The organism is Hymenobacter artigasi (assembly GCF_012275535.1).
Lineage (GTDB): Bacteria > Bacteroidota > Bacteroidia > Cytophagales > Hymenobacteraceae > Hymenobacter > Hymenobacter artigasi.
The window spans coordinates 111,667-138,452 of the sequence record NZ_JAAVTK010000010.1 but is presented as its reverse complement, the minus strand read 5'-3'; the positions used below and the strand labels follow the sequence as shown (position 1 = coordinate 138,452).

General features: G+C 59.3%; 21 protein-coding genes. 11 read left to right on the top strand and 10 right to left on the bottom strand.

Annotated elements, in window-relative coordinates:
• Positions 1-51: 51 nt before the first annotated feature.
• Positions 52-669 carry a DUF5606 family protein gene (locus HBN54_RS16230; protein ID WP_168674264.1) on the top strand — a complete coding sequence of 206 codons (618 nt, stop codon included), beginning with the start codon at positions 52-54 and terminating at the stop codon, positions 667-669.
• A gap of 173 nt (positions 670-842) precedes the next feature.
• Here the strand turns inward: HBN54_RS16230 and fbp are convergent, their stop codons facing one another.
• Entirely contained in the window at positions 843-1,898 is a 1,056-nt protein-coding gene (gene fbp / locus HBN54_RS16225; protein WP_168674263.1) for a class 1 fructose-bisphosphatase, read from the bottom strand.
• Positions 1,899-2,090: 192 nt separating this feature from the next.
• Between fbp and HBN54_RS16220 the strand changes: the two genes are divergently transcribed.
• From HBN54_RS16220 to rsgA, 4 genes are all read left to right on the top strand, one after another.
• Positions 2,091-3,377 (top strand): aspartate kinase, encoded by a 1,287-nt coding sequence (locus HBN54_RS16220; RefSeq protein WP_168674262.1) that lies wholly within the window; start codon positions 2,091-2,093, stop codon positions 3,375-3,377.
• 163 nt (positions 3,378-3,540) lie between these two features.
• Positions 3,541-4,125 (top strand): peroxiredoxin, encoded by a 585-nt coding sequence (locus tag HBN54_RS16215; RefSeq protein WP_168674261.1) that lies wholly within the window; start codon positions 3,541-3,543, stop codon positions 4,123-4,125.
• Between the two features lie 47 nt (positions 4,126-4,172).
• Positions 4,173-5,423 carry a 3-deoxy-D-manno-octulosonic acid transferase gene (locus HBN54_RS16210; protein ID WP_168674260.1) on the top strand — a complete coding sequence of 417 codons (1,251 nt, stop codon included), beginning with the start codon at positions 4,173-4,175 and terminating at the stop codon, positions 5,421-5,423.
• Positions 5,420-6,400 carry a ribosome small subunit-dependent GTPase A gene (rsgA, locus tag HBN54_RS16205; protein WP_210428086.1) on the top strand — a complete coding sequence of 327 codons (981 nt, stop codon included), beginning with the start codon at positions 5,420-5,422 and terminating at the stop codon, positions 6,398-6,400. The genes HBN54_RS16210 and rsgA overlap by 4 nt, the downstream gene beginning before the upstream one ends.
• A 105-nt stretch (positions 6,401-6,505) precedes the next feature.
• Here rsgA and HBN54_RS16200 read toward each other — a convergent pair whose 3' ends face one another.
• On the bottom strand, positions 6,506-7,141 hold the full coding sequence (locus tag HBN54_RS16200; protein WP_168674259.1) for a fasciclin domain-containing protein: 636 nt from the start codon (positions 7,139-7,141) through the stop codon (positions 6,506-6,508).
• Positions 7,142-7,337: 196 nt separating this feature from the next.
• Here HBN54_RS16200 and HBN54_RS16195 point away from each other — a divergent pair, with 196 nt between their 5' ends.
• Positions 7,338-7,805: a peptidylprolyl isomerase gene (locus HBN54_RS16195; protein WP_168674258.1), complete on the top strand. Its 468-nt coding sequence runs from the start codon at positions 7,338-7,340 to the stop codon at positions 7,803-7,805.
• Positions 7,806-7,900: 95 nt separating this feature from the next.
• Here the strand turns inward: HBN54_RS16195 and HBN54_RS16190 are convergent, their stop codons facing one another.
• On the bottom strand, positions 7,901-8,482 hold the full coding sequence (locus HBN54_RS16190) for a DUF3109 family protein (protein WP_168674257.1): 582 nt from the start codon (positions 8,480-8,482) through the stop codon (positions 7,901-7,903).
• A gap of 206 nt (positions 8,483-8,688) precedes the next feature.
• On the opposite strand from HBN54_RS16190, the gene HBN54_RS16185 reads away from it, so the two are divergent.
• The 4 genes from HBN54_RS16185 to HBN54_RS16170 all read left to right on the top strand — a co-directional run bounded on the left by HBN54_RS16185 (position 8,689) and on the right by HBN54_RS16170 (position 14,428).
• Positions 8,689-10,938: an ATP-dependent helicase gene (locus HBN54_RS16185; RefSeq protein ID WP_168674256.1), complete on the top strand. Its 2,250-nt coding sequence runs from the start codon at positions 8,689-8,691 to the stop codon at positions 10,936-10,938.
• Between the two features lie 254 nt (positions 10,939-11,192).
• Positions 11,193-11,936: a DUF4290 domain-containing protein gene (locus HBN54_RS16180; RefSeq protein WP_168674255.1), complete on the top strand. Its 744-nt coding sequence runs from the start codon at positions 11,193-11,195 to the stop codon at positions 11,934-11,936.
• A 151-nt stretch (positions 11,937-12,087) separates the two neighbouring features.
• The gene (gene murA, locus HBN54_RS16175) at positions 12,088-13,392 is read left to right on the top strand and encodes a UDP-N-acetylglucosamine 1-carboxyvinyltransferase (protein ID WP_168674254.1); all 1,305 of its coding nucleotides are present in this window, start codon (positions 12,088-12,090) and stop codon (positions 13,390-13,392) included.
• A 148-nt stretch (positions 13,393-13,540) separates the two neighbouring features.
• The gene (locus HBN54_RS16170) at positions 13,541-14,428 is read left to right on the top strand and encodes a DUF4349 domain-containing protein (RefSeq protein WP_168674253.1); all 888 of its coding nucleotides are present in this window, start codon (positions 13,541-13,543) and stop codon (positions 14,426-14,428) included.
• A 76-nt stretch (positions 14,429-14,504) separates the two neighbouring features.
• Here the strand turns inward: HBN54_RS16170 and HBN54_RS16165 are convergent, their stop codons facing one another.
• The 7 genes from HBN54_RS16165 to HBN54_RS16135 form a co-directional block, all read right to left on the bottom strand.
• Positions 14,505-14,843 (bottom strand): phage holin family protein, encoded by a 339-nt coding sequence (locus HBN54_RS16165; protein ID WP_168674252.1) that lies wholly within the window; start codon positions 14,841-14,843, stop codon positions 14,505-14,507.
• Between the two features lie 28 nt (positions 14,844-14,871).
• The gene (speB, locus tag HBN54_RS16160) at positions 14,872-15,963 is read right to left on the bottom strand and encodes an agmatinase (RefSeq protein ID WP_168674251.1); all 1,092 of its coding nucleotides are present in this window, start codon (positions 15,961-15,963) and stop codon (positions 14,872-14,874) included.
• Positions 15,964-16,141: 178 nt separating this feature from the next.
• On the bottom strand, positions 16,142-16,774 hold the full coding sequence (locus HBN54_RS16155; RefSeq protein WP_235955561.1) for a chemotaxis protein CheC: 633 nt from the start codon (positions 16,772-16,774) through the stop codon (positions 16,142-16,144).
• A gap of 56 nt (positions 16,775-16,830) precedes the next feature.
• Entirely contained in the window at positions 16,831-18,465 is a 1,635-nt protein-coding gene (locus HBN54_RS16150) for a chemotaxis protein CheA (RefSeq protein WP_168674250.1), read from the bottom strand.
• Between the two features lie 105 nt (positions 18,466-18,570).
• The gene (locus HBN54_RS16145; RefSeq protein ID WP_168674249.1) at positions 18,571-18,957 is read right to left on the bottom strand and encodes a response regulator; all 387 of its coding nucleotides are present in this window, start codon (positions 18,955-18,957) and stop codon (positions 18,571-18,573) included.
• A gap of 70 nt (positions 18,958-19,027) precedes the next feature.
• The gene (locus tag HBN54_RS16140; RefSeq protein WP_210428085.1) at positions 19,028-19,558 is read right to left on the bottom strand and encodes a chemotaxis protein CheW; all 531 of its coding nucleotides are present in this window, start codon (positions 19,556-19,558) and stop codon (positions 19,028-19,030) included.
• A gap of 41 nt (positions 19,559-19,599) precedes the next feature.
• Positions 19,600-23,994, bottom strand: coding sequence for a methyl-accepting chemotaxis protein (locus HBN54_RS16135; protein ID WP_235955560.1), 4,395 nt, complete (start codon positions 23,992-23,994; stop codon positions 19,600-19,602).
• Positions 23,995-24,275: 281 nt separating this feature from the next.
• Between HBN54_RS16135 and topA the strand changes: the two genes are divergently transcribed.
• The gene (gene topA / locus HBN54_RS16130; RefSeq protein ID WP_168674248.1) at positions 24,276-26,786 is read left to right on the top strand and encodes a type I DNA topoisomerase; all 2,511 of its coding nucleotides are present in this window, start codon (positions 24,276-24,278) and stop codon (positions 26,784-26,786) included.

The following is a 26,786-nucleotide window of genomic DNA, read 5'->3' as shown; positions in this document are numbered from 1 at the left end:
GCTTCATTCCTCATTCTTTCTTTTCATTCTTCATTCTCAATATTCCCAAAAATGCCCTACGAATTGCAAGAGTTGGCCGCCATCAGCGGCATGCCCGGCCTGTACCGCCTGGTGCGCGCCGCCCGCCACGGCGTGTTGGTCGAGAGCCTCGACGAAAAAGCAACCCGCACGCTGGCCCCGGCCCGCAACAAGGTGTCGCTGCTGTCGGAGATTTCCATTTACACTCAAGACCCCGAAGAGACGGTGCCGCTGACGGAAGTATTCGAGCGCATCTACCAGAAGCATGGCGCGGCATCGCCCGTGACGGCCAAGTCGAGCGAGGATGAGCTGACCGGTTTCCTGGCCGGCGTGATTCCCGACTACGACCGCGACCGCGTGTACCTGTCCGATATTAAGAAACTGGCCAGCTGGTACGGCATCGTGAGCAAGCACCGCCCCTACCAGGAGGCCGCTGCTGCCGAAGCCACCGAAGAAGCACCAGCAACGACGGAAGAAGCGCCGAAAGCAAAAGCCAAATCGGCCAAAGCCTCTAAAGCCGACACCGAGCCCAGCGCCGACGAGCCCCTGAGCACCGGTGGCGTAATTGGCGCAGCCGATGAAGCACCAACCGCCGAAGGCAACCCGGAGGCTACCGCCCCGGCCAAGAAAAGCCGCAAGAAGGCCGAGTAGTTCGACCTGCAGCCACAACAAAAAAGCCGTTCCTGATATCAGGAACGGCTTTTTTGTTGTGGCTGCAGGAACGGTCATGCTGACCTTGCCGAAGCATCTCTACCACTTCGTTGATTCAGTATTGATTACTAAAGCACGCGAAATGCTTCGGCAAGCTCAGCATGACGGGGTGCTTATTTAGCGGTATCGACTTTGGTTTTGGCCTCTTTGGCGGGCTGCTCTTTGGCCTGCAGGTGCAGGGCAATCAGGGCTTCGGCCTGCTCCACGAGGTCTTTGCTGCCGATGAAAACGGGGCAACGCTCGTGCGGCGTCTGGGGCTCGATTTCCATGGTGCGCCGATTGCCGTTGCTGCTCTTGCCGCCAGCCTGTTCCACGATGAAGGCCAGGGGGTTGCACTCGTACATGAGGCGCAGCTTGCCGTTGGGGCTTTTGGCGGTGGCGGGATAGATGTATATACCGCCCTTGAGCAGGTTGCGGTGAAAATCGGCAACGAGCGAGCCGATGTAGCGGGCTGAAAAGTGCTGGTCTTTGCACTGCTTCACGAAGGCCGCCACGCCGGGCGCAAACGACTCGGAGCTGCCCTCGTTGATGGAATAGACAGTGCCGGTTTTGGGCGTCTGAATATCGGGGTGCGAGAGGAAGAATTCGCCCAGCGAATGCTCGTAGGTGAAGCCATTCACACCGTTGCCGGTCGTGTAGACCATCATGGTGCTGGAGCCGTAGATGACGTAGCCGGCGGCCACCTGGTGGGTGCCGGGCTGCTGGCAGTCGGCCACGGTGCCCTCGCGGCCGGTGGGCGATACGCGGCGGTAGATGCTGAAAATGGTGCCGATGCTCACGTTTACATCGATGTTGCTCGACCCGTCGAGCGGGTCGATGGCCACCACATACTTGCCCTGATTGTTGCCGGTCTGAATCATCTCATCGTCCTCCTCGGAGATGATGGTGCAGACTTCGCCCCCGTTGCGCAGGGCGCGGATGAAGCGGATGTTGGCAATGACGTCGAGCTTTTGCTGGTCCTCGCCCTGGATGTTCTGGCTGCCGTAGGCGCCTGCAATATCGATGAGGCCGGAGCGGTTGATTTCGCGGTTTACAATCTTGGCGGCCAGGGCGATATCGCGCAGTAGCTGAGAGAGTTCCCCCGTGGCGTAAGGGAAATCTTCCTGCTTGCGCATGATGAAACGGTCGAGGGTAGTGCCGACGGGTAGGGCCAGTTTATTGTGGTCCATAAGCGAGTTGGGAGTCGAAATGAGGTAGCGGGAATGCTCAACAAAGCTACTCTAGCGGGGGCGAAGTGCAATCGGTTGCTTTGGCAGCGGATTTTTATCAGAGCATATCCAAGCCCTGGCAGAAGGCCCGGCAGTGGCGGCAAAGCGCCTGGAAAACCGCATTTGCGGCCGGCGGCGCTACTTTTGGGGTCTATGGAACAGGGACAGGGACTTCAGGTGTACAAATTTGGCGGCGCGTCGGTGAAGGATGCGGCGGCTATTCTCAACCTCTGCCGCATCGTGCGGGACTTTGGGCCAAAAGGGCCGCTGGTGATTGTGGTGTCGGCGATGGGTAAGACGACTAATGCTCTGGAGGAGATTTATGAGTTGGCGTATGCTGGACAGGCTTACACTGAGAAGCTACGGACCTTGGACCAGTTTCACTGCGGGGTAGCCGATGCCGTGGCTTCCGAGCCCGACGACAAGTTTGGGGTGCCGGGCCTGGGCTACGGTGGGGTCACTCTGGGCACCCTGCTGGAAGAATTGCCGGAGCGGCTGGGCGGCGTGATGCCCGGTGACTATGACCAGCAGTACGACCAGATTGTAGGCTACGGCGAGTTGCTGTCGTCGCTCATCATGGCAAAAGCCTTAGGGGCGCAGTGGCTCGACTGCCGGTCCCTCATCTGCACAGATGGCAACTGGCGCGAGGCCCGTGTGGACTGGGCCGCCACCGAGCGCAACATCGACGCGGCTTTGCCCCCACTCTTGGCAAGGGGCCTAGTAGTGACCCAAGGCTTCCTGGGCGGCACCGCCGACGGCCGCACTACAACCCTCGGCCGCGAGGGCTCCGACTACACGGCCGCCATCTTGGCCTACTGCCTGCGGGCCGAGTCGGTGACCATCTGGAAAGATGTGGCGGGCCTGCTGAACGCCGACCCCAAAATCTTCCCCGACACGGTGTGCTACCCCGAAATCAGCTACCGCGAAACAATTGAGATGGCGTATTACGGCGCGTCCGTCATCCACCCCAAAACGCTGAAACCGCTGGCCGACCGCAACATTCCGCTGCGCGTGAAGTCGTTTCTGGACCCCGAGGCGGCGGGCACGCTCATTCACGAGTGTCAGCACCCGGCGCTGGCCCCGGCCTTTATCCGGAAGACGGACCAGGCGCTGCTGTCCTTCGCGAGCAAGGATTTTTCGTTTATCTCGGAAGAGAATATGGCGGTGATTTTCGCGGCGCTGGCGCAGGCCAAACTCAAGATTAACGTGATGCAGAACTCGGCCATCAGCTTTTCGGTATGTGTCGATTTTTCGGAACGGCGGGTGCACCAGCTGCTCGATTTGCTGCGCGAGCAGTTCACGCTGCACTACAATACCGGGCTCACGCTGTTCACCATCAAAAACTACGATGCGGCTAGCATTGCGCGCCTCACGGCTGGCAAACGCCTGCTGCTGGAGCAGCGCACGCGCCACACGTTTCAGTTTGTGTGCCAGGGCTGAGGCTGAAGGCAGCGCCAACCTAGCCAGCAGATAACGCGTTTGTCATCCTGAGCAGAGCGAAGGACCTTATTACGTTAGACCGACTTTCGTTCATCGGTGAGAAGGTCCTTCGCTCCGCTCAGGATGACACATTATTCGAATAACCAATACTCTCTCTCTCCGCATGGCAGTTCTCGTGGGCAAGCGCGCCCCTTCCTTCAAGGCCACGGCCGTGATTGGCGGCAAGACCGAAGAAGAATTTTCGCTCGACCGTTACCTGGGCAAGAAGCACGTATTATTCTACTTCTACCCGGCTGATTTCAGCCGGGTGTGCCCCACCGAAATTCTGGCATTTCAGGACCGGCTGGCGGAGTTTGAGCGCCGGGGCGTGGCCGTGGTGGGCTGCTCTACCGACTCGCACTACGCCCACCTGGCCTGGCAGGAAACGCCCCGCGACCAGGGCGGCATTGCCGGCGTGGCTTACCCACTGGTGGCCGATGCCACCAAAACCATTTCGGCCAACTACGACGTGCTGGGCGGCCACTACGACTACACCGAGCAAGGTGAAATGACTTATGTGGGCTCACCAATGGCCTACCGGGGCCTGTTTCTGATTGACCGCGACGGCATTGTGCGCCACCAGCTCGTGAACGACCGGCCCTTGGGCCGCAGCCTCGGCGAAGCCCTGCGCATGATTGACGCCCTGCAGTTCTACGAGAACAACGGCGAGGCCTGCCCCGTGGACTGGGAAGCTGATAAGGAGATTTAACCGTGGCCCGAAACATCGACTGGGCGCGCAGTGCGTAATTTTGGGCCTTGCTTTTCTTCTACGATACCGCCCTGGGCCTGTATGGCCTGTTGCTCCGGCTGTTAGCGCCGTTCGTGCCCAAGGCCGCCGCCTGGGTGGCGGGCCGGCGCGGGCTGCTGGCCCACATTAACCAAACCATTGGGCCCGATGCCGCGCCCCGCGTGTGGTTTCACTGCGCCTCGCTGGGCGAGTTTGAGCAGGGCCGCCCGCTGATAGAAGCCTACCGGCAGGCGCACCCCGGCACCAAGGTGGTGCTCACGTTTTTCTCGCCCTCGGGCTACGAAATTCGCAAAAACTGGTCGGGGGCCGACTATATTTTCTACCTCCCGCTGGATACCCGCGCCAATGCCTGGGCTTTTCTGGATGCAGTGCAGCCCCGCCTGGTGGTATTTGTGAAGTATGAGTTCTGGTATCATTTTCTGGATGAGGCGTTTCAACGCCGCATTCCGGCCATTGTGGTATCGGCTATTTTCCGGCCTGAGCAAGTATTTTTCAAGCCCTGGGGCGGCTTCTTCCGGAAAATACTCGGACGCTTCACACATATTTTCACGCAGAACGAAGCATCGGCCCAGTTGCTGCGCGGCGTCGGAGTTCAACAGGTGAGCGTGGCCGGCGATACCCGTTTCGATACCGTGGTGGCCACCGCGCTTGCCCCGGCCCGCTCGCTGCCGCTGGTTGATGCCTTCGTGGCCGACGGCGCGCCCGTGCTGGTGGTGGGCAGCAGCTGGGCCGAAGACTTGCCCGTGCTGCGCCCGCTGCTGGCACGCTACGGCCCGGAGCTGCGCGTGCTCATCGCCCCGCACGAAGTGACGGAAACCAACCTGCGGCTGGTGGAAACCACACTGCCGGGGCCGGTGCAGCGCTACTCGCTGGCCGACGTGGCTACCGTGGCTCAGGCCCGCGTGCTGCTGTTTGATAACGTGGGCTTGCTTAGCCAGCTCTATCGGTTTGGCGAATACGCCTACGTGGGCGGCGCGTTCGGCAAGGGCCTGCACAACACGCTGGAGGCGGCCGCGTTCGGCCTGCCGCTGTTTTTTGGGCCTACATACGGCAAGTTTCAGGAGGCCGTGGAGCTGGTGGCGATGAAAGGCGCTTTCTCCGTGCACAGCGGCGCCGAGCTGGAAGCCGCCTTCACTTACCTCTGGAACACCAACGAAGCCCGCCTGCGCCTCCAGGACACCATTCTCGATTACGTGCACGACCAGGCCGGGGCCACGCGCACCATCATGGCGGCCCTGCGCACCCTCACTCCCGCATGACAACGACAACCACTGCCGATACCTATCTCCCCGATGGCCCCACCGGCCTGCTGCACGGCATCGTAGTGAAGTCCACGGGCTCGTGGTACATTGTGCGCGGCCTTGGAACCGGGCAGCTGTACCGCTGCCGCCTACGCGGCAAATTCAAGATTAAGGGCTTGAAAGCCAGCAATCCGCTGGCCGTGGGCGACCTGGTCGATTTCAGCATTGAAGCCCAGACCGAAGGCGCGGGCGTTATCTCGCACATCGCGCCGCGCCGCAACTACATCGTGCGCCGCTCGGTGCACAAAACCGGCCACGTTCACATCGTAGCGGCCAATCTGGACCAGGCGCTGCTGGTCGTGACGCTGGTATCCCCGGCTACCTCGTTCGGGTTTATCGACCGGTTTTTGGTGACGGCCGAGGCCTACCACATTCCCGTCACACTGCTCTTTAACAAAACCGATTTGTACGACGAGGACGGCTTCGAATACCAGGCCCAGATTGCGGGCATGTATGCCAGCCTGGGCTACCCCAGCCGCACCTGCGCCGCCACTACGGGCGAGGGCGTGCCCGAAATCGACCACTTGCTTGATGGCAAAGTGAGCCTGCTGGCCGGCCACTCCGGCGTGGGTAAAAGCACGCTCATCAATGCCCTGGTGCCCGACCTCGACCTGAAAACTGCCGAAATCAGCGAATTCTCCGATAAAGGCGTGCACACCACCACCTTCGCCGAGATGCTGGAAGTGCGCCCCGGCACCTTCATTATCGACACGCCCGGCATCAAAGAGCTGGGCCTCGTGGATTTGCCGCCCGCCGAGCTGGCCGGCTACTTCCCCGAGTTCCGCGCCCTGCTGGGCCAGTGCCGCTACCACAACTGCCAGCACACCCACGAGCCCGGCTGTGCCGTGCGCGAAGCCGTGGACCAGGGTCGCATTGCCCTGCCCCGCTACGACAGCTACCTGAGCATGCTGGCCGGCGAGGATAACCGGCACTAGCGCTGCGCCTCAATAAAAAAGGAGGAGCGACGAACGAGGAATTACCAACTGGCAATTCTTCGTTCGTCGCTCCTCCTTTTTTATTGAGGCGCAAGCGCCGTCGTATTACTTGGCTGCAGGCAGCACGACAGTGTCGATTACGTGGGTCACGCCATTGCTCGAAATTACGTCGGCGATTTGTACGGTAGCGGGGGCATCTTTACCATTGCCAACCATAACCTGGCCATTTTTCACCGTCACGTGCAGCTTTTCGCCGTTCACAGTGGTCAGCTCCTGACCGTCTTTCAGGTCGGCGGCCACGAGGCGGCCGGGGATTACGTGGTAGGTGAGCACAGCGGCCAGTTTGGCTTTGCTGGCGGGGTCCATCAGGCCGGCTACGGCACCTTTGGGCAGCTTGTCGAAGGCAGCGTTGGTGGGGGCAAATACGGTGAAGGGACCCGTACCGCTCAGGGTCTCAACTAGGCCAGCCTGCTTCACAGCGGCAACCAGCGTGCTTACGCTCTTGGCACCGGCAGCATTTTCCACGATGTTCTTATCAGCCGTCATGGCCACGCCGTCTACCATCACGCCCTCGGGCTTGGCCATGCGGGCCGAATCGCCGGCCATCGATGCGATGGAATCGGCGGGATTTACGGTGCTAACCGTTTCGGTTTCGGTGGTGGCGGGCTTGTCATTGCCGCAGCTAGCCAGCATGAGGGAAGTAGCCAGGGCTACCAGCAGGGGAGCAAAAGATTTTTTCATGAAACAGGTTGGTGTGAAGGAAGAAAAACAGGTAGGCGAAAAATAATTATTGCCGTAAACGAAACTACGGCTGTGAGCTTACGAAGCAATAGCCTACCCCGGATGTTTCGTAAGCCCATCAAATTATTACCTTCGCCGGCCGAAAGCAGTGTCTGCTTTCGGCAAAATTGTTTAATCCGCTAAAAAAACGCGATTCATGAAAACTGCCGCAATCCACACCAAAAAGGGTGTAATGAAAGTTGAGTTCTACGAGCAGGATGCTCCGAACACCGTTAAGAACTTCACCGACCTCGCCAAAAAAGGCTACTACGACGGCCTGAAATTTCACCGCGTACTCCCGAATTTCGTTATTCAGGGCGGCTGCCCAAACACCCGCGAAGGCGCTAAGGGCCAGCCCGGTACCGGCGGCCCCGGCTACAAAATCGACTGCGAAACCAGCGGTGGCCACCAGTACCACGAGCGCGGCGCGTTGAGCATGGCCCACGCCGGCAAAAACACAGGCGGCTCGCAATTCTTCATCGTGCACTCGCGCGACAACACCGCTCACCTCGACCGCGTGCACACCGTATTCGGCAAAGTGGTGGAAGGCCTGGACGTTATCGACCAGATTTCGCCGAACGATGAGATTGAGAAAATCGTGGTGACGGAAACATTTAACAACTAAGCATCTGTCATCCTGAACGCAGTGAAGGACCTTATCACGCAAGAACGACTTGTTCTTGCGTGATAAGGTCCTTCACTGCGTTCAGGATGACAGTTTTATTTCTTCCCTCCCGGCGTCGGGTGCTCAATTTCCTGCACCAGCTGCCCGTACCAGCTCTCGCCGTACTTGCGAATTAATGGCTCCTTGAGAAACTGGTACACTTTCACACCCAGCTTGCCGCCAAAGTCACAGGCCGGGTTGCAGATATTCCACCGGTCATAGTTCAGCGCGTCGAATCCTTCGTACTTCGTGATGCGAATGGGGTACAGGTGGCAACTGATGGGCTTTTTGAAGGTGGTAGCGCCGGCCAGGTAGGCCTGCTCAATGCCGCATTTCAGGATGCCGCGCTCGTCCCAGAGGGCGTAGGCGCACTCTTTGTCCTCAATGGTGGTGGTGCTGAAATCGCCCTCCCAGTCCTTGATGTACAAGCCCTGGGCTTCGATAGCGGCCTGCCCGGCCGCGGTGAGGAAGGGCTTGATGTTGGCGTATTCCTGTTCCAGAATCCGTAGCTCGGGCTCTTCGAGCGGCGCGCCGAGGTCGCCCTCCACGCAGCAGGCTCCTTTGCAGGCGTCGAGGTTGCAGACGAAAAAGTTGTCGGCGATGTCATCGGAGATGACCGTTTCCTGGATAATAATCATTGTAAGTGGGGTGCGGGGTCCAACCCGGAAGGGCTTACCCCCGCCCGGCGTTGAACGACATGTAATAGTGGCGCATACGACGGACGGAGGCCAGCTCCGGGCCCTACGAATAACCGCTGCAAAGATAAGCCCTGATGCGGGGTGGCAGGCTTTGCACCGGGCCTCCGTACCTTTGTAGACCCGCTCAAAAAGTGGCTTATTCGCATATGGCACTAGATTATCTTTCCCTCCTCAATCCGTCGCAAGCCGCTGCGGTGATGCAAACCGAAGGCCCCTGCATGATTATCGCCGGGGCTGGCTCGGGCAAAACCCGGGTGCTCACCTATCGCATCGCCAATCTGCTCGAAAAAGGCGTTGACCCATTCAACATCCTCGCCCTCACTTTTACCAACAAGGCCGCCAAGGAAATGCGCGCCCGCGTAGAAAAGGTGGTGGGCCCGGCGGCCCGTAGCCTGTGGATGGGCACATTTCACTCGGTTTTTGCCAAAATCCTGCGCTCTGAGGCCGATAAAATCGGTTATCCACGCAGCTTCACCATCTACGACTCGCAGGACTCGAAAACCCTGATTGGCCAGATTGTGAAGGAGCTGGAGCTCGACGACAAGCTCTACAAATCCAGTCTGGTGCTGGGCCGCATCTCGGCCGCCAAGAACAAGCTGATTTCGCACAACCAGTACCTGAACGATGCCGCCATCAAGGCCGATGACGAGGCGGCGATGCGGCCCAAAATTGGGATTCTGTACCAGCAGTATCAGCAGCGCTGTTTCAAGGCCGGCGCCATGGATTTCGACGACCTGCTGTTTAATACCAACGTGCTGTTTCGCGACCACGCCGATATTCTGAATAAATACCAGAATATGTTCAAGTTCGTGATGGTGGACGAATATCAGGACACCAACTATTCGCAGTATTTAATTACCCGCAAGCTCGCGGCGAAAGAACGAAATATCTGCGTGGTGGGCGACGATGCGCAAAGTATTTACGCCTTCCGGGGGGCAGATATCACCAACATTCTTAATTTCGAGAAAGACTACCCCGAATTGCAGGTATTTAAGCTGGAGCAGAATTACCGCTCCACGAAAAATATTGTGTGGGCCGCCAATTCCGTCATTAAGAATAACCAGGCGCAGTTACGCAAAGATGTATTTTCGGAGAATGAGGAAGGCACGCTGATTGAGGTACTAAAAGCGGCTTCGGACAACGAGGAGGGCAAATTGGTGGCCAATTCCATCTTCGAGGATAAGATGAACGGGCATTTATCGTACGACAATTTTGCTATTCTTTACCGCACCAACGCGCAAAGCCGTGCGATGGAAGAATCGTTGCGGAAATTAAATATTAAATACAAAATTGTTGGGGGCCTGTCGTTCTATCAGCGCAAGGAAATCAAGGATTTAGTGGCTTATTTACGGCTTACCGTCAACCAGAACGATGAGCAGGCTATTCGCCGGGTAATTAATTACCCGAAGCGCGGAATTGGTGATACCACCATCAGCAAACTGATTACGACGGCCGACGAAGCCAACCATACGCTGTGGGAAGTAGTGGCCCACGCCGACCAGTTTATGGCGGCGCGGGTGAGCAACCCCGTAGTAGGCTTCGCCGAGAAAATCAAAAGCTACATCGTGGTTGCCGAGAAGGAGGATGCCTTTGAAGCAGCCAAATTCATCGCCAAAAACTCCGGCATGCTGGAGGAGCTGTACGCCGACAAGAGCATCGAGGGCCTCTCACGCTACGAGAACATTCAGGAGCTGCTGAACGGCATCAAAGAGTACGTGGACGACCCCGAGCGCGAGGACAAAAGCCTCGGTGCTTTCCTGCAGGATATTGCGCTGGTGACGGATTCGGACCTAAAAGACGCGGCCCAGGAAGGCGAAGCCGTGACGCTGATGACCATTCACTCGGCCAAGGGCCTGGAATTCCGCAACGTGTACATCGTGGGTATGGAGGAAAACCTCTTTCCGAGCCAGATGATGATTACCTCGCGGGCCGATTTGGAGGAAGAGCGCCGCTTGTTCTACGTGGCCATCACGCGGGCCGAGAAAAAGCTCACGCTCAGCTACGCCACCTCGCGCTACCAGTGGGGCAACCTGCGCAGCTGCGAGAAAAGCCGCTTTCTGGATGAAATTGACCCGCGCTTTGTCGATTTCAAATTTTCCTCCGGGCCCGGACCGGCCGAGGGCTCGCCGTTCCAGCATGTATTTGAGCGGCGCTCAAACCTGATTCCTACGCCGCCGCGCAAGGTGCAGGCCACCAAATACGTAGCTCCGGCCGACTTCGCACCCTCCGACACTTCCAAGCTGCAAACCGGCCAGCGCGTGGAGCACGCCAAGTTCGGCTTCGGCATGGTGAGCGCGCTCGAAACGCAGCAGGGTACTACCAAGGCTACTATCCAGTTTGAGGAAGTAGGCGAGAAAGTGCTGCTGCTAAGCTTCGCGAAGCTGCGGGTGCATTAGTGCATTCCGAACGACATAAAAGCACGTCCTGCAGCGCGTAGCGAAGCATCTTGCCCGCAGACAGTAATTTCAATCGCATGGATTTACTATTGCGGGCAAGATGCTTCGTCTCTGCTTTATGCGCAGAATAATGCTCTGCATGACGTGCTAATGTGTACGTTCATGACGTTCTAAAATCCCACACTACCTACCCCGGCCCCAAATCCGTATCTTTGGCCTGAGTCCCGCCCCTGGCGGCCTCCCTCCTGCTTTTTATGACTGATATTAATTCCCTGCCCTTCCACCTGCAGCTGCTGGTGCGCGAATACGGGCACAGCACTTACCAACTCATTCAGGGCCTCAAAGACATTGAGGACGTGGCCGAGCGCACCAAGCGCGCCACCGCCATTGTGCAGCTCATGCTGCGCCTGCAGCCGGCCCTGCGCGACCTGCCCGAAATCCAGACCCGCCTCTGGAACCACCTGCACGCCATGGCCGGCGAGGACGTGGCCCTGGAAGCCCCCGTGGCCCTGCGCAGCCTCACGGTACGCACCGAAAAGCCCGGCCGCGTGCCTTACCCGCGCACCGCCCCCAAACTGCGCGTCTACGGCGCAGCCATTGAAGCTCTGATTGCGAAGGCCCTCACTCTGGAGGATGCTGACGAGCGCGAGCAGGCCACCATCCAGATTGGCCGGACGATGAAGTTCCTTTACCGCCAGCACAATAAGGAAAACGCCAAAGACGTAACCATTCTGCGGCATTTGGGCGAGCTTTCGGGCGGCAAGCTCACGCTCGACCCGACATTAGTGGACAGCGAAAACCTGTTTGAGATGCCGGCGGCACCAGCCGGAACGAAGCCGTTCATTGTGCCCCAGCCGCAGCCCCAGCAGCGCGAAGGCCAGAACCGCGACCGCCGCGAAGGCCGCGACCGCGACAACCGGGGCAATGGCTTTGGCAACAAGAACGGCAAGAAGCGCAAGAAAGGCCGCAGCCAGGAGCCGCAGCAGCCCCCGCAGTAATTTTTTCATTTACTTCCTGTCATCCTGAGCGCAGCGAAGGACCTTATCACGTTTGGGCGGTTTGCAGTGAAAAAAGCTCTGCCACTCAAAACATCAACGTGATAAGGTCCTTCGCTGCGCTCAGGATGACAAATTTTTATTCTTAAATCATATGGCTGCATTTGAAGTACGCGGCGGCAAAGCCCTGCGCGGTGAAATCACGCCCCAGGGCGCTAAAAACGAAGCCCTCCAGATTCTCTGCGCGGTACTGCTGACGCCGGAACCCGTCACCATCAGCAACATTCCCGATATCCGCGACGTCAACAAGCTCATTGAGCTGCTGCGCGACATGGGCGTGAAAGTGGGCAAGCTGGCCTCCGACACCTACGTTTTCCAGGCCGAGAATATCAACCTTGACTACATGGACACGCCCGAGTTTGTGGCCCAGGCCGGCGCGCTGCGTGGCTCAGTGATGATTCTCGGGCCCATGCTGGGGCGCTACGGGCGCTGCCAGCTGCCCAAGCCGGGCGGCGATAAAATTGGTCGCCGGCCAATGGACACCCACTTTCTGGGCCTCGAAAAGCTGGGCGGTAAGCTCACGCTGGAAGGCACCGATTTCTACCGCATCAAGGTAGATGGCAAGTTGACGGGCACCCACATGCTGCTCGACGAAGCATCGGTAACCGGCACGGCCAACATCCTCATGGCCGCCGTGCTGGCCGAGGGTACCACCACCATCTACAACGCCGCTTGTGAGCCTTACTTGCAGCAGCTGTGCCGGATGCTGGTGCGTATGGGCGCTAATATTCAAGGCATTGGCTCCAACCTGCTCACCATCGTGGGCGTGGAAAAGCTGGGCGGCACCGAGCACCGCATGCTGCCAGACATGATTGAAATTGGCTCCTTCATCGGCCTCGCGGCCATGACGGGCTCCGAAATCACCATTAAGGACTGCCAGATTCCCGAGCTGGGTCTCATCCCCGATACTTTCCGCAAGCTGGGCATTCAGCTCGAATTCCGGGGCGATGACATTTTCATTCCGGCCCAGCCGCACTACGAAATCGCCACCTACCTCGACGGCTCCATTCTGACGGTGAGCGACCATACCTGGCCGGGCTTCACGCCCGACTTGCTCAGCATTGTGCTGGTAGTGGCGTGTCAGGCCAAGGGCACGGTTCTCATTCACCAGAAGATGTTTGAGTCGCGGCTGTTCTTCGTCGATAAGCTCATCGACATGGGCGCGCAGGTTATTCTTTGCGACCCGCACCGCGCCACCGTCATCGGCCTGGACCAGCGCACCCGCCTGCGCGGCATCACCATGACCTCGCCCGATATCCGCGCCGGTGTGGCCCTGCTCATCGCCGCGCTGTCGGCCGAGGGCAAAAGCACCATCGAAAACGTGGAGCAGATTGACCGCGGCTATCAGAATATCGATACGCGCCTGCAAGCGCTGGGGGCTGATATTCGCCGCCTGTAAAGCAAGCGTTGCTTGATGCAAAAAAATGCCCGGCCTTCCTGCCGGGCATTTTTTGTTACCGGCTATATGGGTTACTTCTGCTTGTGCGTTGGCATAAAAGGAGCTGCGCAGCTACTGTTTCTGGTTTCACTTTATCATCGAATGAATCATGAAATACTCCCTTGGCATTGCCCTGGGGCTGGCAGCCCTGCTATGCGGCTGTAGCCACACCAAGAATGATGCAGAAGCCGTTGCCGACGTAGCTCCGCGCTCGCCACAGTACCTGATGAGTGCGCCAGCACCCCTGCAGGAGAGTCCAAATTCTGATGACCAAGCGACTGCCGACGTTATTCCGGGCCCCCGGCCCTATACCGAATTAATCGTTGCGCCCTCTCGCCTGCTCATTTACCACGCCGATTTACGGCTGAAGGTGGCCAGCCTGCCGCGTGCCAGCGCCCGCCTCGACAGCCTTGTGCACCGCAACGGAGGGTACCTCAGCGCCGCTACCGAGGTGCGGGCCGAGGGCGAATGGCGGCAGGCGATAACCATTCGGGTGGCTCCCGCCCGCTTCCAGCCGCTGATGGCTTCGTTGCGCGGCCTGGGCACCGTGGAAGAAAAAAAGCTGACTACCGACGATGTAACGGCCCAGCACGCCGACGTAGCTGCCCGCCTCGCCACCAAGCGCGCCATCGAAAAGCGCTACATCGACCTGCTGGCCCGCGCCCGCAAAATCAGCGAAGTGCTGGAAGTGGAAGGCAAAATCGGCGAGGTTCGGGAAGAAATTGAGAGCACCGAAAGCCGCCTCAAAACGCTCAACGATGAAGTGGCTTATTCCACCATCTCGCTCACCTGCTACCAGACCCTGCCCCAGCCCGTACCCGAGGCCCCGGTTGTATCATTCGCCAGTCGCCTCGTAGAATCTTTCTACACCGGCTGGACGCTGATTACCAGTCTGCTGATTGGCATGGTAGCCATCTGGCCCTTCCTGCTGCTGGGCGGGGCCGGCTGGTGGGCCGTGCGGCGCTGGCGGCGCAGCATTGCCCAAGCCGAGGGCTAAAAACACTGAAAAGCCCCGCCGCAGCACCAGTTATGGTACCGCAGCGGGGCTTTTCAGCTCAAGGCTAAAGCCAGATTTAATCCATTACCAAATCCACCACGGCATTTACCACCGACAGGGCCAAGCTGAATAACAGCGCATTCAGCAAGCCGTGCACATCGAAGCTGCTCATCAGGAAATCGGCCAGCTTCACAATGATGACGTTGATAACCAGCAGGAAAAGGCCCAGCGTGAGCACCGTGATGGGAAAGCCCAGAATTTGCAGAATGGGTTTCACAATGGCATTCAGAATGCCCAGCACGATAACCAGAATGGCCGCGCTGCCCACGCCGCCCAGCACCACGCCCGGCAGCACCATGCTGAGGCCATACACCAGCACAGCGGTAAGAATGAATTTGAGAATGAATCCTAACATCGCAACAAGGGTAAAAGTGAAAGAAGGTTTACTCGGCGTGCATGCCTTTGGCCGGCAGCCGTCCTTGCGATACGGCCATCCAGTTGCAAAGTTGGTAGAGCAGGCGCGCGCCCACAATGGCGTTCCACTCGGTGTCGCCGGGCGCTACTTCGTTCAGGTCGCAGCCGATGATTTGGATACCCTCGCGCACGATGGACCGCAGCAAATACGTGGCTTCCTCAAAATCCAGGCCGCCGGGTACGGGCGTGCCGGTGCCAGGGCACAGCTTGGGGTCGAGACCGTCGATATCGAAGCTGATATAGACCTTTTTAGGCAGCTGGGCGATAATTTTGCCGCACACTTTCTTCCACGACTTCTTGGCAAACTTCTCGTCGCTCAGGAAACGCTGGCTGAACAGCGCCACCCGGCCGTTGGACTGGTCGATGAATTCGGCCTCCTGCTGGCAGAAATCCCGAATGCCCACCTGTACCAGCTTCTTCACCTGCGGCAGCTGCAGGGCATTGTGCATGATGCTGGCGTGCGAGTACTTAAAGCCCTCGTAGGCGGGGCGCAGGTCGCAATGGGCATCAAACTGCAGAATGGCGAATTCCTCGTGGCGCTCGGCCAGTGCTTGCAGGTAGCCCAGGGGCGTGCTGTGGTCGCCGCCCAGCACCACCACGCCTTTGCCGGCATCGAGCAGGGCTCCGGTTTTGGCTTTCAGCCACTGTATCATCTTGTCGCCTTCGGCGGTGGCCTGGGCGGGCACGGCTTCGTGCTTTTTGCGGTCGGCCTCGGGCTGGCCTTCTTCCAGCCAGCCAATGTAATCGGCGGCCAGGGGGCGCAGCCGGCGGCTGGCTTCGGCAATGGTTTCGTCCTCTTCCTCCATGGCCAGGCCGAGCTTCCACGCGTTGGGCACGTCAGAATCGTACAGGTCCACTTGCAATGAAGCTTCGCGGATGGCGGCCGGGCCGGCGGCCGTACCGGCGCGGTAGCTCACCGTTACCTCCCACGGCACGGGCACTACCACTACCTGCGCTTCCTCGGGCGTGAAAGGCAGGCCGAAGATGCCGCTATCTACATCGCCGGGCGCGTTGGGGTCGAAAGAAGCTATTTTTTGGGCTAAGGCGTCCGCGTTAGACATTGGAGGTGCTGCGTAGGTAAATAGTAAAGTTGAAGGCGAAAAAGAACGTCATGCCGCGCCGGCCGCTGCAACTCCCGGAAGCAGTGGCCCATGTTCAGCGAACGGGCCTGCGGGAGAATTGCAACGGCCGGCGCGGCATGACGGGCCGGAACGCGGTCAGGCATTCCTAAAACAGGTATCAGGCCGACATCTGGCTGCCCAGAAAGTCGTAGCTACGAATTATTTCCAGAATTTTCTGGAACGTTACCCGGTCAAAAAACAGCATCAGCGGCAATTCCACCGTGTTGTCGCGGTCCGAAAACTGCGTGATAACCGAGAAAATGAGGGGCTGTAGCTGCTGGTCTGGCAGCAGGCTCTGCAGGTTTTCAGCGATGTCGCCTTTGGGGGCCACCGGTGGGGCACCGTAGATATTGGCTTTCAAAATATTGGCCAACTGCGTGACCAATGCCCCGGTAATGATATTGCTGATTTCGAGCAGCAGCGACTCCTGCAGCTCATTCAGCTCCAGGGTTTCGGGCGTTTGCATGCGCAGGCACACCCGTGAGAGGCGCTGAACGTGCTGGCCCGAGAAAAACATGAGCGTAGTGCCGTTGAAATCACCCCGGATATCGGACTGAATGGGCACGTGCCGGGTCTGATAATCGCGCACGCGGTGCAGAATATCGTCGCTCATCAAAAGGTCGATATTGGGCACCTCGAGTAGCACCCGCTCCTGGGCGATAACGGCGAATGAATCGGCGGCGCGGGCCAGGCCGATGTTTAGAATCTCGCGGATTATATCACGCTCTAAATCAGTCATCGATAAATCCATAACGTCAAAGATAGGGGAAAGTGCAGCTGCGAGGACTGGGGTGAAAGAAAGAAAAATTAAGGACGTTTGGTCAGAAAAAGGCGCGTCAGAGCCGGCACATCCAGCACCAGGCATACTTGCCCGCTGCCGAGCAGGGTTACGCCACCAAACAGGTCAATGGTATCCAACGGTTTACTCAGGGGCTTGATGACAATGTTTTGCTGCCGGATGAACCGGTCAACCAACAAGCCCAGACGGCGGTTATTATAATTTACAACCAGAACCTGTTGGGCACCAGTCATATCTGCTTTATCGGCGAAGGGCAGCAGTTCATCGCCCTCGTCGTGCAGCAGCAGTTGCAATGGCACCAGCGGCACGGCCTGGCCCTGCACATGCGTCACCAGCATGCCGCCTACCACCGAAATCTGCTCGGGTTGCAGGGCCAATACGGTATCGGTGTGCATCAGCGGGATGGCATAGGGCCGTTCCTCTACTTCTACCAGCAGTGCGCCCTTCACGGCAATGGACGTGGGCAACACCAAGGTGAACGTAGTACCCTGGCCCAGCTGCGATTCCACCCGCAGCTGGCCACCCAACGAGTCGAGGGCCATCTTCACCACATCGAGGCCCACGCCGCGGCCCGAAATATCGGTGACTTTGCTAGCCATGGAGAAGCCGGGCTCGAACAGAAGCGCCCAAACGGCTTGCTCATCCAGGGCGGCGGCGGCCGTAGTCAGGCCGCGTTCAATGGCTTTGCGGCGCACGGCTTCGGTATCGATGCCCCGGCCATCGTCGCGCACCTGAATGAGCACGTCGTCGCGCTCGGTCAGGGCCGAAAGGGTGAGGTGGCCAACGGTGGGCTTGCCAGCCGCTGCCCGTTGGGCGGTGGTTTCGAGGCCGTGGCTGACGGCGTTGCGCACCAGGTGCAGCAGCGCATCGGTAATGATTTGCAGGATGTTGCGGTCAATCTGCACATCCTGACCGCTGAGGATTAGCTCAACTTCTTTGTCTTCGGCGCTGGCTACGTCGCGCACCACCCGGGGAAACTTATTCAATAGCACCCCCACGCCCACCAGACGGGCATCCATCACGCTATACTGCAAGTCGTCGGAAATGCGGAATAGGTGCTGGGCAGTGGCCAGCAGCGCGGGATTACCGATTTCCTGCGCCAGCGTCATAATCCGGTCACGGTCAATAACCAGCTCGCCAACCAGATTCAGCAGATTATCAAGTTTTTTAACCTGTATATATACTAGGTCAGAAAGCTCCATTTTCTTGCCTGACTCCTCTTCCGATTCCGCCTCTTCGGCTTCTTCCAGAATAGGCTCTTCGCCCCGCACCAGGCGGTCGAGGTTGTCGAGCAGGGCGGTGGCATCCGGTAGGGCCTGGTCGGCTCCCACTGCCCGAATCATGTTGCCCAAGGCATCAACCCCGGCAAAAACTACCTTGATGAGTGCGCCGCTGAACGTGCGCTCCTGGTCCCGAATCAGCCCAAACAGGGTTTCGAGGTGGTGTGCTACTTCGCCCAAATCGGCAAAGCCCATGGCACGGGCGTTGGCCTTGAGGTTGTGCATGAGCCGGAACAGCTCATTAAGGGCCGGGCCGGCGTTGGGGTTGCGCTCAAGCTCGCTCAAATGGCGGCTCATGGAGTCGTAATACTCCAGCGCTTCGGCCATGAAAAGCTCCCGGTATTCCTGGTCGCGCGTTTTCATTGGCCGGGGTGAATTGAGTTAATACCTAAACTTTCCGGCACACACGCACACCTCCCATCGTTTCCGAAGGAATGTGGAAGGGCAACGGAAAGTTGTCGCAGCACCTTACGCAGCCTGTTCTGAAGCGTCGTTTTGCAGCGCCGCACCCACAATTTCCAGCACTTTCTCTTCCGAGAACGGCTTCACGATGTAAGCCAAAGCACCATTTTCAATGGCTTCCGTAACGATAACCTCCTGGCCTACCGCGCTGCACATCACCACTTTGGCAGAAGGCTGAATCTGGCGGAGGCTTTTCAGCACGTCCAGTCCGGTGTTATCGGGCAGAATCACGTCAAGGGTAATAAGGTCGGGCGACGTCGAAGCGGCCATTTCCACCGCCTGGGCACCGTTTGCGGCCTCGCCTACTACTTCGTAGCCGGCATCGGTGAGCATGTTTTTGAGCATCGTGCGCATATAAAAGGAGTCGTCGACGATGAGGATGCGCTTATTCATGGAATTGGGGAACGTTAGATTTAACGAGTGGCCGAGCATAGTTGCGGGCCACCCTTGTACGGGGTCGGCGCTATGAAGATGCCGTTTTGCCCGGCAGGCGCATCACTTCGCTTGGAGTCAGCAGCTTGCGCATGTCTAATACGATGATAACACCGCCCTCCGGGAGTTTGGCGATGCCTTCGAGGTACTTGTCGCGGGTGCTGGAATCCTGCACGAACTCCGGCGCAGGCTCAATCTGGCTCAGGGGCATGGTGAAGGGGCGCGGCACTTCGCGCACCATCAGGCCGAGCACGTAGTCGGCCGCTTCTACGGCAATGATGTAGCTGCGCTCGGGAATGGGGCGGCCGGCCGGCCGCAGCCGGAATCGCTCTTCCAAATCCAGAATGGCGATAATATCGCCGCGCAGGTTGGCAATGCCCTTGATGAAAGGCGGGGTTTTGGGCATGCGGGCCACGTCGGGCGTCACGGTCACTTCCTTCACCTGCTCAATGCGAATGCCATAGTCCTCATCGCCCAGCCGAAACACGATAAGCTGCACCAGTTCGGCGGGCTTGGCGCGTTCGGTCTTGGCAATGGGCGCGGGTACTTCAGTCTCAGCCATGCGGGATTAGTCGAAAAAGGGCTAAACGAATGGATTGAGAGTTATTTGACTTTTGATTTGGCGGCCGTTTTGCCGGCTTGGACTGTTTTCGCAGCTTTACCATTTTTCGCCTCCTTGCCGGTAGCAGCAGGCTCGGGGCGAGCCTCCTCCACCTTGGCAACTGCTCGCGTCCGCACCGGGCGCTCCCGGCGGGCGGGAGCCGGAGCCGCTACGGGTGCGGCGGCTTCGGGCCGGGCCCGACGGGTGGCGCTGGGCTGCCGGCTGGTTTCAGCAGCTGGCGCAGCCTCAGCCCGGCTCTGGGAGCGGCGGGCAGCCATGCCGTGCTGCGGTTGCGGCGCGGCAACATACGATTCGCGGGCGCGGTACGTGTCGCGGGCTCCCCGGCGCACGGGTTCCGGCTCGGGCTCGGGCTCGTAGGAGCTGAGCTGGAAGGTTTCGAGGCCGGCCTGGAGGTCGTCGGCAATGTCGGTGAGGCGCTGCGAGCTGGTGGTCAGCTCCTGCATGGCCGTCGAGAGTTGCTTGGCCGTACCGGCTACCTGCTGGGTGCCGGTAGCCGTTTGCTCGGCAATGGCAACCACTTCCTCCACATACTTCACCACATCGCCAATCGAAGCTTTCTGAACCTCGGTGGCCGTGAGAATGTCGCGCGATGTGCGGAGCGTTTCGCCGCTGCTGGTGGCAATGTTCTTAAATGCCGAGCTGGCTTCGAACGTGGCGTTCTTGCCTTTCAATACCCGGTTTTCCATGGTCGAAATAGCCGTGGCTGCCGTGGTCGTATCCTTCTTCACGTCATCAACCAGCGTAGCAATTTCGTTGGCCGAGCGGCGGGAGCTCTCAGCCAGCTTCCGAATTTCCTCAGCTACTACGGCGAAGCCACGGCCGGCTTCCCCGGCGCGGGCAGCTTCGATGGCCGCGTTTAGCGCCAGCAGGTTGGTTTGCGAGGCAATGTCAGTAATCACGCCCAGCGACTTGCTGATTTCGCCCGAGCGGGTGCTCAGTACTTCAATGGTGCGCGAGGTCTGCGAAGCAGCGCTGGATATTTCTTCCATGTTTTTCACCACTTCAGCCACCGTTTTCAGGCCGAGCTGCGAGGTCTGCTCACCCAAGATAGCCGATTTGTTTACGACGTCGGCCTTGTTGGCCGTTTCCTTGGTGGCCTGCATGATTTCCTCAATCAGCTTGAAGGCCTGGTCGGTTTTCAATGCCTGGTTCTGAGCGCCTTCGGCCATCTGCTGCATGGCCAGGGCCACATCGACGGTTACGCGGCTCATCTCCTGGCCTTTACCGGCCATTTCTTCCGAAGAAGTACCCACAATCTGCGACGAGTCGTTGATTTCGCCGAGCAGCTCGTTCAAGTTCTCCACGGCCAGGTTCAGAGCGTCGGCCATGGCCAGAATGTCGCCCGTAGTCGGTACGTCTACACGCTGGGTCAGGTCGCCTTCCGAGATGGCGCGCACCACGCGGGCCACTTCGAGCACCGGCGAGGCGATGGACTCGAGAAGGGCGTTGAGCGTGTCCACCAGCTCTTTCCAGCTGCCCGATACGCCGCCTACCGTGGCGCGCTCGGTCAGCTTGCCTTCCACACCGGCCACTTTAGCCACGCGGCTAACTTCGACGGCGAGACGGTTGAGGTCGTCCACCATGCTGTTGATGGTGTCGGCCAGGTCAGCTACTTCGCCTTTGGCTTGCAGCGTCAGTTTCTGGGTCAGGTCACCTTTCGATACGGCCGTTACTACTTTCACAATGCCCCGCACCTGCGTGGTGAGGTTGGAGGCCATGTAGTTTACGTTGTCGGTCAACTCTTTCCACACACCGGCCACGTTTGGCACGCTGGCCTGGCCGCCGAGTTTGCCTTCGGTGCCCACTTCCTGGGCCACGCGGGTCACTTCGCCGGCGAAGATGTTCAGTGAGTCCACCATCTGGTTGAGGTTGTCCTTCAGGTCCAGCAGTTCGCCTTTTACATCAACCGATACCTTCTGGCTGAGGTCGCCGCGCGATACGGCGGTAGCCACGTTGGCAATGTCCCGTACCTGAGAGGTCAGGTTGCTGGCCATCGTGTTCACGTTATCGGTCAGGTCTTTCCAGGTGCCGCGCACGTTGGGCACTTTGGCTTGGCCGCCGAGCTTGCCTTCGGTACCTACTTCGCGGGCCACGCGGGTTACCTCGTCGCCGAAGATGTTGAGCGAATCCACCATTTCGTTGAGGTTTTCCTTCAACTGGAGGAGCTCACCGCGCACATTTACCGTGATTTTCTGGCTCAGGTCGCCTTTGGCTACGGCGGTGGCCACGTTGGCAATGTCCCGCATCTGACTCGTCAGGTTGCTGGCCATCGTGTTCACGTTGTCCGTCAAATCCTTCCAGGTGCCCGATACCTTGGGCACGTTGGCCTGACCGCCGAGGATACCCTCGGTGCCCACTTCGCGGGCCACGCGGGTTACCTCGCCGGCAAAGATGTTGAGCGAGTCCACCATCTGGTTCAGGTTGTCCTTCAGGTCCAACAGCTCGCCTTTTACATCGACGGTAATTTTCTGCGAAAGGTCGCCTTTCGATACGGCGGTGGCCACGTTGGCAATGTCCCGCACCTGACTGGTCAGGTTGCTGGCCATCGTGTTTACGTTGTCCGTCAGCTCTTTCCAGGTGCCGCCTACGCGGGGCACCACGGCCTGGCCGCCGAGCTTGCCTTCGGTACCTACTTCGCGGGCCACGCGGGTTACTTCGTCGCCGAAGATGTTCAGCGAGTCCACCATCTGGTTGAGGATGTTCTTCAGCTCCAGGATTTCGCCCTTCACGTTCACCGTCATCTTTTGGCTGAGGTCGCCGCGGGCTACGGCGGTGGCCACGTTGGCAATGTCCCGCACCTGCGAGGTCAAGGCCGCAGCCATGTCGTTTACGTTGTCGGTGAGGGCTTTCCACACACCGGCCACGTTCGGCACGGAGGCCTGGCCGCCCAGTTTTCCTTCGGTGCCCACTTCCTGGGCCACGCGGGTTACCTCGCCGGCAAACAGGTTGAGGGACGCCACCATCTGGTTCAGGTTCTGCTTCAGCTGCAGGAATTCGCCCTTTACATCGACGGTTACCGTCTGAGTCAGGTCGCCTTTGGCTACTGCGGTGGCCACATTAGCAATGTCCCGCACCTGAGAAGTCAGGTTGCTGGCCATGTAGTTTACGTTGTCCGTCAGGTCTTTCCACACGCCGGCCACGCTGGGCACCGACGCTTGGCCGCCGAGGCGGCCTTCGGTGCCCACTTCCTGGGCCACGCGGGTTACCTCGCCGGCAAACAGGTTCAGCGAGTCCACCATCTGGTTCAGGTTCTGCTTCAGCTGGAGCAGCTCGCCTTTCACGTCAACGGTTACTTTCTGGCTAAGGTCGCCTTTGGCTACGGCGGTGGCCACGTTGGCAATGTCCCGCACCTGACTCGTCAGGTTGCTGGCCATGTTGTTTACGTTGTCGGTCAGCTCCTTCCACACGCCAGCCACGTTGGGAACCGAAGCCTGACCGCCGAGCTTACCCTCGGTGCCCACTTCGAGGGCCACGCGGGTTACTTCGCCGGCAAACAGGTTCAGCGAGTCCACCATCTGGTTCAGGTTCTGCTTCAGCTGCAGGAATTCGCCCTTTACATCAACGGTGATTTTCTGGCTCAGGTCGCCCTTGGCTACGGCCGTGGCCACGTTGGCAATGTCCCGCACCTGCACGGTGAGGTTCGAAGCCATGTTGTTCACGTTGTCGGTCAGGTCTTTCCAGATGCCGCCCACGTTTGGTACCGAGGCCTGGCCGCCCAGCTTGCCCTCGGTGCCTACTTCCTGCGCCACGCGGGTTACCTCGCCGGCGAAGATGTTCAGGTTGTCAATCGTTTTGTTGATGGTTTCGGCCATCAGCTTGAAGTCGCCCGATACCGGAATCTGGAAGCTTTCGTCCAGATTGCCGCGGCTGATATTCTTCAGTACCTTGCCCACTTCCAACACCGGCACGGCGATGCTGTCCACCAGGCCGTTGATGTTGTTAATCATGTCGCGCCAGAAGCCGGCGGCCCCGTCGGCCGAAGCCCGCGCCTTGAGGTTGCCCTCTACCCCGGCCACTTTCGAGATGCGCGACACCTCGCCGCCTACCCCGGCAATCATGTCCACCATCGAATTATAGGCTTCCGCGATTTCGGCGAAAATGTCGTCGTTCTGCTTGGTGAGCCGCACCGAAACGTCGCCCTTCTTAAAGGCATCGAGGGCGTAGAGCACCCGGTTGAGCTGGTCGTTGACGTAGCCCGGGTCCTGGGTATCGACGGAGCCGCGCGAGCCGCCCCTTTTGCGGGTCAGGTCATTGTTGGTACGCACCACATCGAGCGACGAAACCGCGCCGGCGTCCGGCGTAGCGCCGTTAGAGGCATCCGTAGTAAGCGCAGCGGCACGACTGGACTTGGGTCGCGGATTCTGGGGGGAAGCCATATATAGTACGAGTATCGAGTCGGGAAGGGGAAAGCTAATCGGGAGGGCGAAGTACGGGGGTTAGCCGCGAATAAGCAAAGGTAACGCCCCCGGCTACGGCGCTGAACCCGCCGGCCCGCCGACTCGTTCCCCCGGCGTGTCTCCGGCCGGATTATTGCTCCCGGATGCTACTGCTAAGAATTAAGCGGCATCTTTGCGGCCAATTTTAACTTTTCGGCGCAGCTGGTCGTTTCATCATTACAGTTTCCCCATTCCTACTGCCGCACCCCTTACCCGCCCACATGGTCAAGAATTTAGTTATCGTCGAGTCGCCGGCCAAGGCGAAAACCATTGAAGGCTACCTCGGCCAGGATTTCGTGGTGCGTTCCAGCTACGGCCACGTCCGCGACTTGCCGAAGGACAACAATGCCATCGATATTGCCAATGGTTTCAAACCTACTTATGTTGTTTCGCCCGACAAACGGGAGCTCATCGCGCAGCTGAAAAAACTTTCGAAGGAAGCCGAAACCGTCTGGCTGGCGAGTGACGATGACCGCGAGGGCGAAGCCATCTCGTGGCACCTGGCCGAAACGCTGAACCTGCCCGAAGCCAAAACGCGCCGCATCGTATTCCGCGAAATCACCAAAAACGCCATTCTGGCCGCCATCGCCGACCCGCGCACCGTGAACCAGGATTTGGTGAACGCCCAGCAGGCCCGCCGCGTGCTCGACCGCCTGGTAGGCTTCGAGCTGAGCCCCGTGCTCTGGAAAAAGGTGAAGCCCGGCCTGAGCGCCGGCCGCGTGCAGAGCGTGGCCGTGCGGCTGGTAGTAGAGCGCGAGCGCGAAGTGGCCAGCCACCTGAGCGCCAGCGCCTACCGCGTAGTGGCCCGCTTTGATGCCGGCCGCGGTGCGGTGCTGGAGGCTGAATTGCCGACCCGTTATAAGGTACGGGCCGAAGCCGAGGCGTTTCTGGAGCGTTGCGTGGGTGCGTCGTATCAGATTGAGAGCCTTGATAAGAAGCCCGGCAAGCGCAGCCCGGCCGCGCCGTTTACTACCTCGACCTTGCAGCAGGAGGCCTCGCGCAAGCTGGGCTTTTCGGTGGCCCAGACGATGAGCGTGGCGCAGAAGCTGTACGAAGCGGGCAAAATCAGCTACATGCGGACGGACTCGGTGAACCTGTCGGGCGAGGCCATGGCAGGCGCGCAGACGGCCATCACGGCCGCTTACGGAGCCGAGTACCACCACACCCGGACGTTCAAAACCAAGTCGGCTTCGGCCCAGGAGGCGCACGAAGCCATCCGGCCCACCGATTTCGCGCTGGTGAAGGCGGGTTCCGACTCGTCGGAGCAGCGCCTGTACGACCTGATTCGCAAACGGGCCATGGCTTCGCAAATGTCGGAGGCGGTGATTGAGCGCACCACGGCCGTGATTGGCATCAGCACCCAGCCGGGCGTGACGCTCACGGCGACGGGCGAGGTGATTACGTTTGAAGGCTTCCTGAAAGTGTATGCTGAGAGCAAGGACGACGAGGATGAGGACGATGCCAAGGACGGCGAATCGAGCTTCTCGCGCGGCCTGCCGCCGCTGAGCGTGGGGCAGGATTTGCCCCTGCAGCGTTTCAGCGCCACGGAACGGTTTTCGTCGCCGCCGGCGCGCTACACCGAAGCTTCTTTGGTGAAGAAGCTGGAGGAGATGGGCATCGGCCGGCCTTCCACCTACGCCCCTACCATCAGTACGGTGCAGAAGCGCGGCTACGTGGAAAAAGACACCCGCGAAGGCAAGGAGCGCAAGTTTCATGTGCTGACGTTGGATGGCAACGCCGTACAGACCGAGGTAAAAACCGAGAACTACGGCGCGGAAAAAGCCAAGCTGTTTCCGACGGATACGGCCATGGTGGTGAACGACTTTCTGGTAGCTCACTTCCCCACGATTGTCGACTTTCAGTTCACGGCCAAGGTGGAGGACGAGTTCGACCAGATTGCCAACGGCCACGAGGACTGGACGAAGATGCTGACCGGCTTTTACGGCAAGTTCCACGCGACCATTGAGGCTGGGCAGGACATTGACCGCAGCACCGTGGGTGCCACCCGCGAGCTAGGCGTGCACCCTGAAACCGGCGAGCGCATCTCGGCCCGCCTGGGCAAATACGGCCCCTACGTGGCCTTGGGCGACAGCGAAGGCGAAACAAAGCCTGCTTACGCTAACCTGCGCAAAGGCCAGTTCATCGAGAGCATTACGCTGGAAGATGCGCTGGAGCTGTTCAAGCTGCCGCGCGTGGTGGGCGAGTTTGAGGAGAAGGCCATGACGGCCGCACTGGGTCGCTTCGGCCCCTACATCCGGCACGACAGCAAGTTTTTCTCCCTCACCAAGGAGCAGGACCCGCACACCATTACGGCCGAAGAAGCCGTGACCCTGATTGAGCTGAAGCGCAAAACCGACGCCGAGCGCCTCATAAAGTCCTTCCCCGAAAACCCCGACATTCAGGTGCTGAACGGCCGTTTCGGTCCCTACATCGTGGCGGGCAAGAAGAACGTGAAGATTCCCAAGGGCGAGGAGCCCACGGAGCTGACCCTGGAGCGCTGCGTGGAGCTGGCCGACGCCACTCCTGACAAACCCGCCAAGGGTGGCCGCTTCGGCAAGAAAGCTGCGCCCGCCAAGGAAGAAAAGGACACCGACGCGCCAGCTAAAAAAGCTGCTAAAGCTACTGCTGCCAAAAAACCGGCCGCCAAGAAAACGGTGGCCAAGAAGCCAGCCGCAGCTAAGAAGCCGGCCGCGAAAGCGTCGGCTACAAAAGCAAAAGCCGCCAAAACATAA

Excerpts from the sequence above, each read along its gene's own strand:
- HBN54_RS16180 (WP_168674255.1), top strand. The coding sequence starts at position 11,193 with ATGACTGATATTAATTCCCTGCCCTTCCACCTGCAGCTGCTGGTGCGC.
- HBN54_RS16140 (WP_210428085.1), bottom strand. The coding sequence starts at position 19,558 with ATGGCTGAGACTGAAGTACCCGCGCCCATTGCCAAGACCGAACGCGCC.
- murA (WP_168674254.1), top strand. The coding sequence starts at position 12,088 with ATGGCTGCATTTGAAGTACGCGGCGGCAAAGCCCTGCGCGGTGAAATC.
- HBN54_RS16195 (WP_168674258.1), top strand. The coding sequence starts at position 7,338 with ATGAAAACTGCCGCAATCCACACCAAAAAGGGTGTAATGAAAGTTGAG.
- speB (WP_168674251.1), bottom strand. The coding sequence starts at position 15,963 with ATGTCTAACGCGGACGCCTTAGCCCAAAAAATAGCTTCTTTCGACCCC.
- HBN54_RS16155 (WP_235955561.1), bottom strand. The coding sequence starts at position 16,774 with ATGGATTTATCGATGACTGATTTAGAGCGTGATATAATCCGCGAGATT.
- fbp (WP_168674263.1), bottom strand. The coding sequence starts at position 1,898 with ATGGACCACAATAAACTGGCCCTACCCGTCGGCACTACCCTCGACCGT.
- HBN54_RS16145 (WP_168674249.1), bottom strand. The coding sequence starts at position 18,957 with ATGAATAAGCGCATCCTCATCGTCGACGACTCCTTTTATATGCGCACG.
- HBN54_RS16230 (WP_168674264.1), top strand. The coding sequence starts at position 52 with ATGCCCTACGAATTGCAAGAGTTGGCCGCCATCAGCGGCATGCCCGGC.
- HBN54_RS16215 (WP_168674261.1), top strand. The coding sequence starts at position 3,541 with ATGGCAGTTCTCGTGGGCAAGCGCGCCCCTTCCTTCAAGGCCACGGCC.
- rsgA (WP_210428086.1), top strand. The coding sequence starts at position 5,420 with ATGACAACGACAACCACTGCCGATACCTATCTCCCCGATGGCCCCACC.
- HBN54_RS16165 (WP_168674252.1), bottom strand. The coding sequence starts at position 14,843 with ATGTTAGGATTCATTCTCAAATTCATTCTTACCGCTGTGCTGGTGTAT.
- HBN54_RS16170 (WP_168674253.1), top strand. The coding sequence starts at position 13,541 with ATGAAATACTCCCTTGGCATTGCCCTGGGGCTGGCAGCCCTGCTATGC.
- HBN54_RS16200 (WP_168674259.1), bottom strand. The coding sequence starts at position 7,141 with ATGAAAAAATCTTTTGCTCCCCTGCTGGTAGCCCTGGCTACTTCCCTC.
- HBN54_RS16185 (WP_168674256.1), top strand. The coding sequence starts at position 8,689 with ATGGCACTAGATTATCTTTCCCTCCTCAATCCGTCGCAAGCCGCTGCG.
- HBN54_RS16220 (WP_168674262.1), top strand. The coding sequence starts at position 2,091 with ATGGAACAGGGACAGGGACTTCAGGTGTACAAATTTGGCGGCGCGTCG.
- HBN54_RS16190 (WP_168674257.1), bottom strand. The coding sequence starts at position 8,482 with ATGATTATTATCCAGGAAACGGTCATCTCCGATGACATCGCCGACAAC.
- topA (WP_168674248.1), top strand. The coding sequence starts at position 24,276 with ATGGTCAAGAATTTAGTTATCGTCGAGTCGCCGGCCAAGGCGAAAACC.
- HBN54_RS16135 (WP_235955560.1), bottom strand. The coding sequence starts at position 23,994 with ATGGCTTCCCCCCAGAATCCGCGACCCAAGTCCAGTCGTGCCGCTGCG.
- HBN54_RS16150 (WP_168674250.1), bottom strand. The coding sequence starts at position 18,465 with ATGAAAACGCGCGACCAGGAATACCGGGAGCTTTTCATGGCCGAAGCG.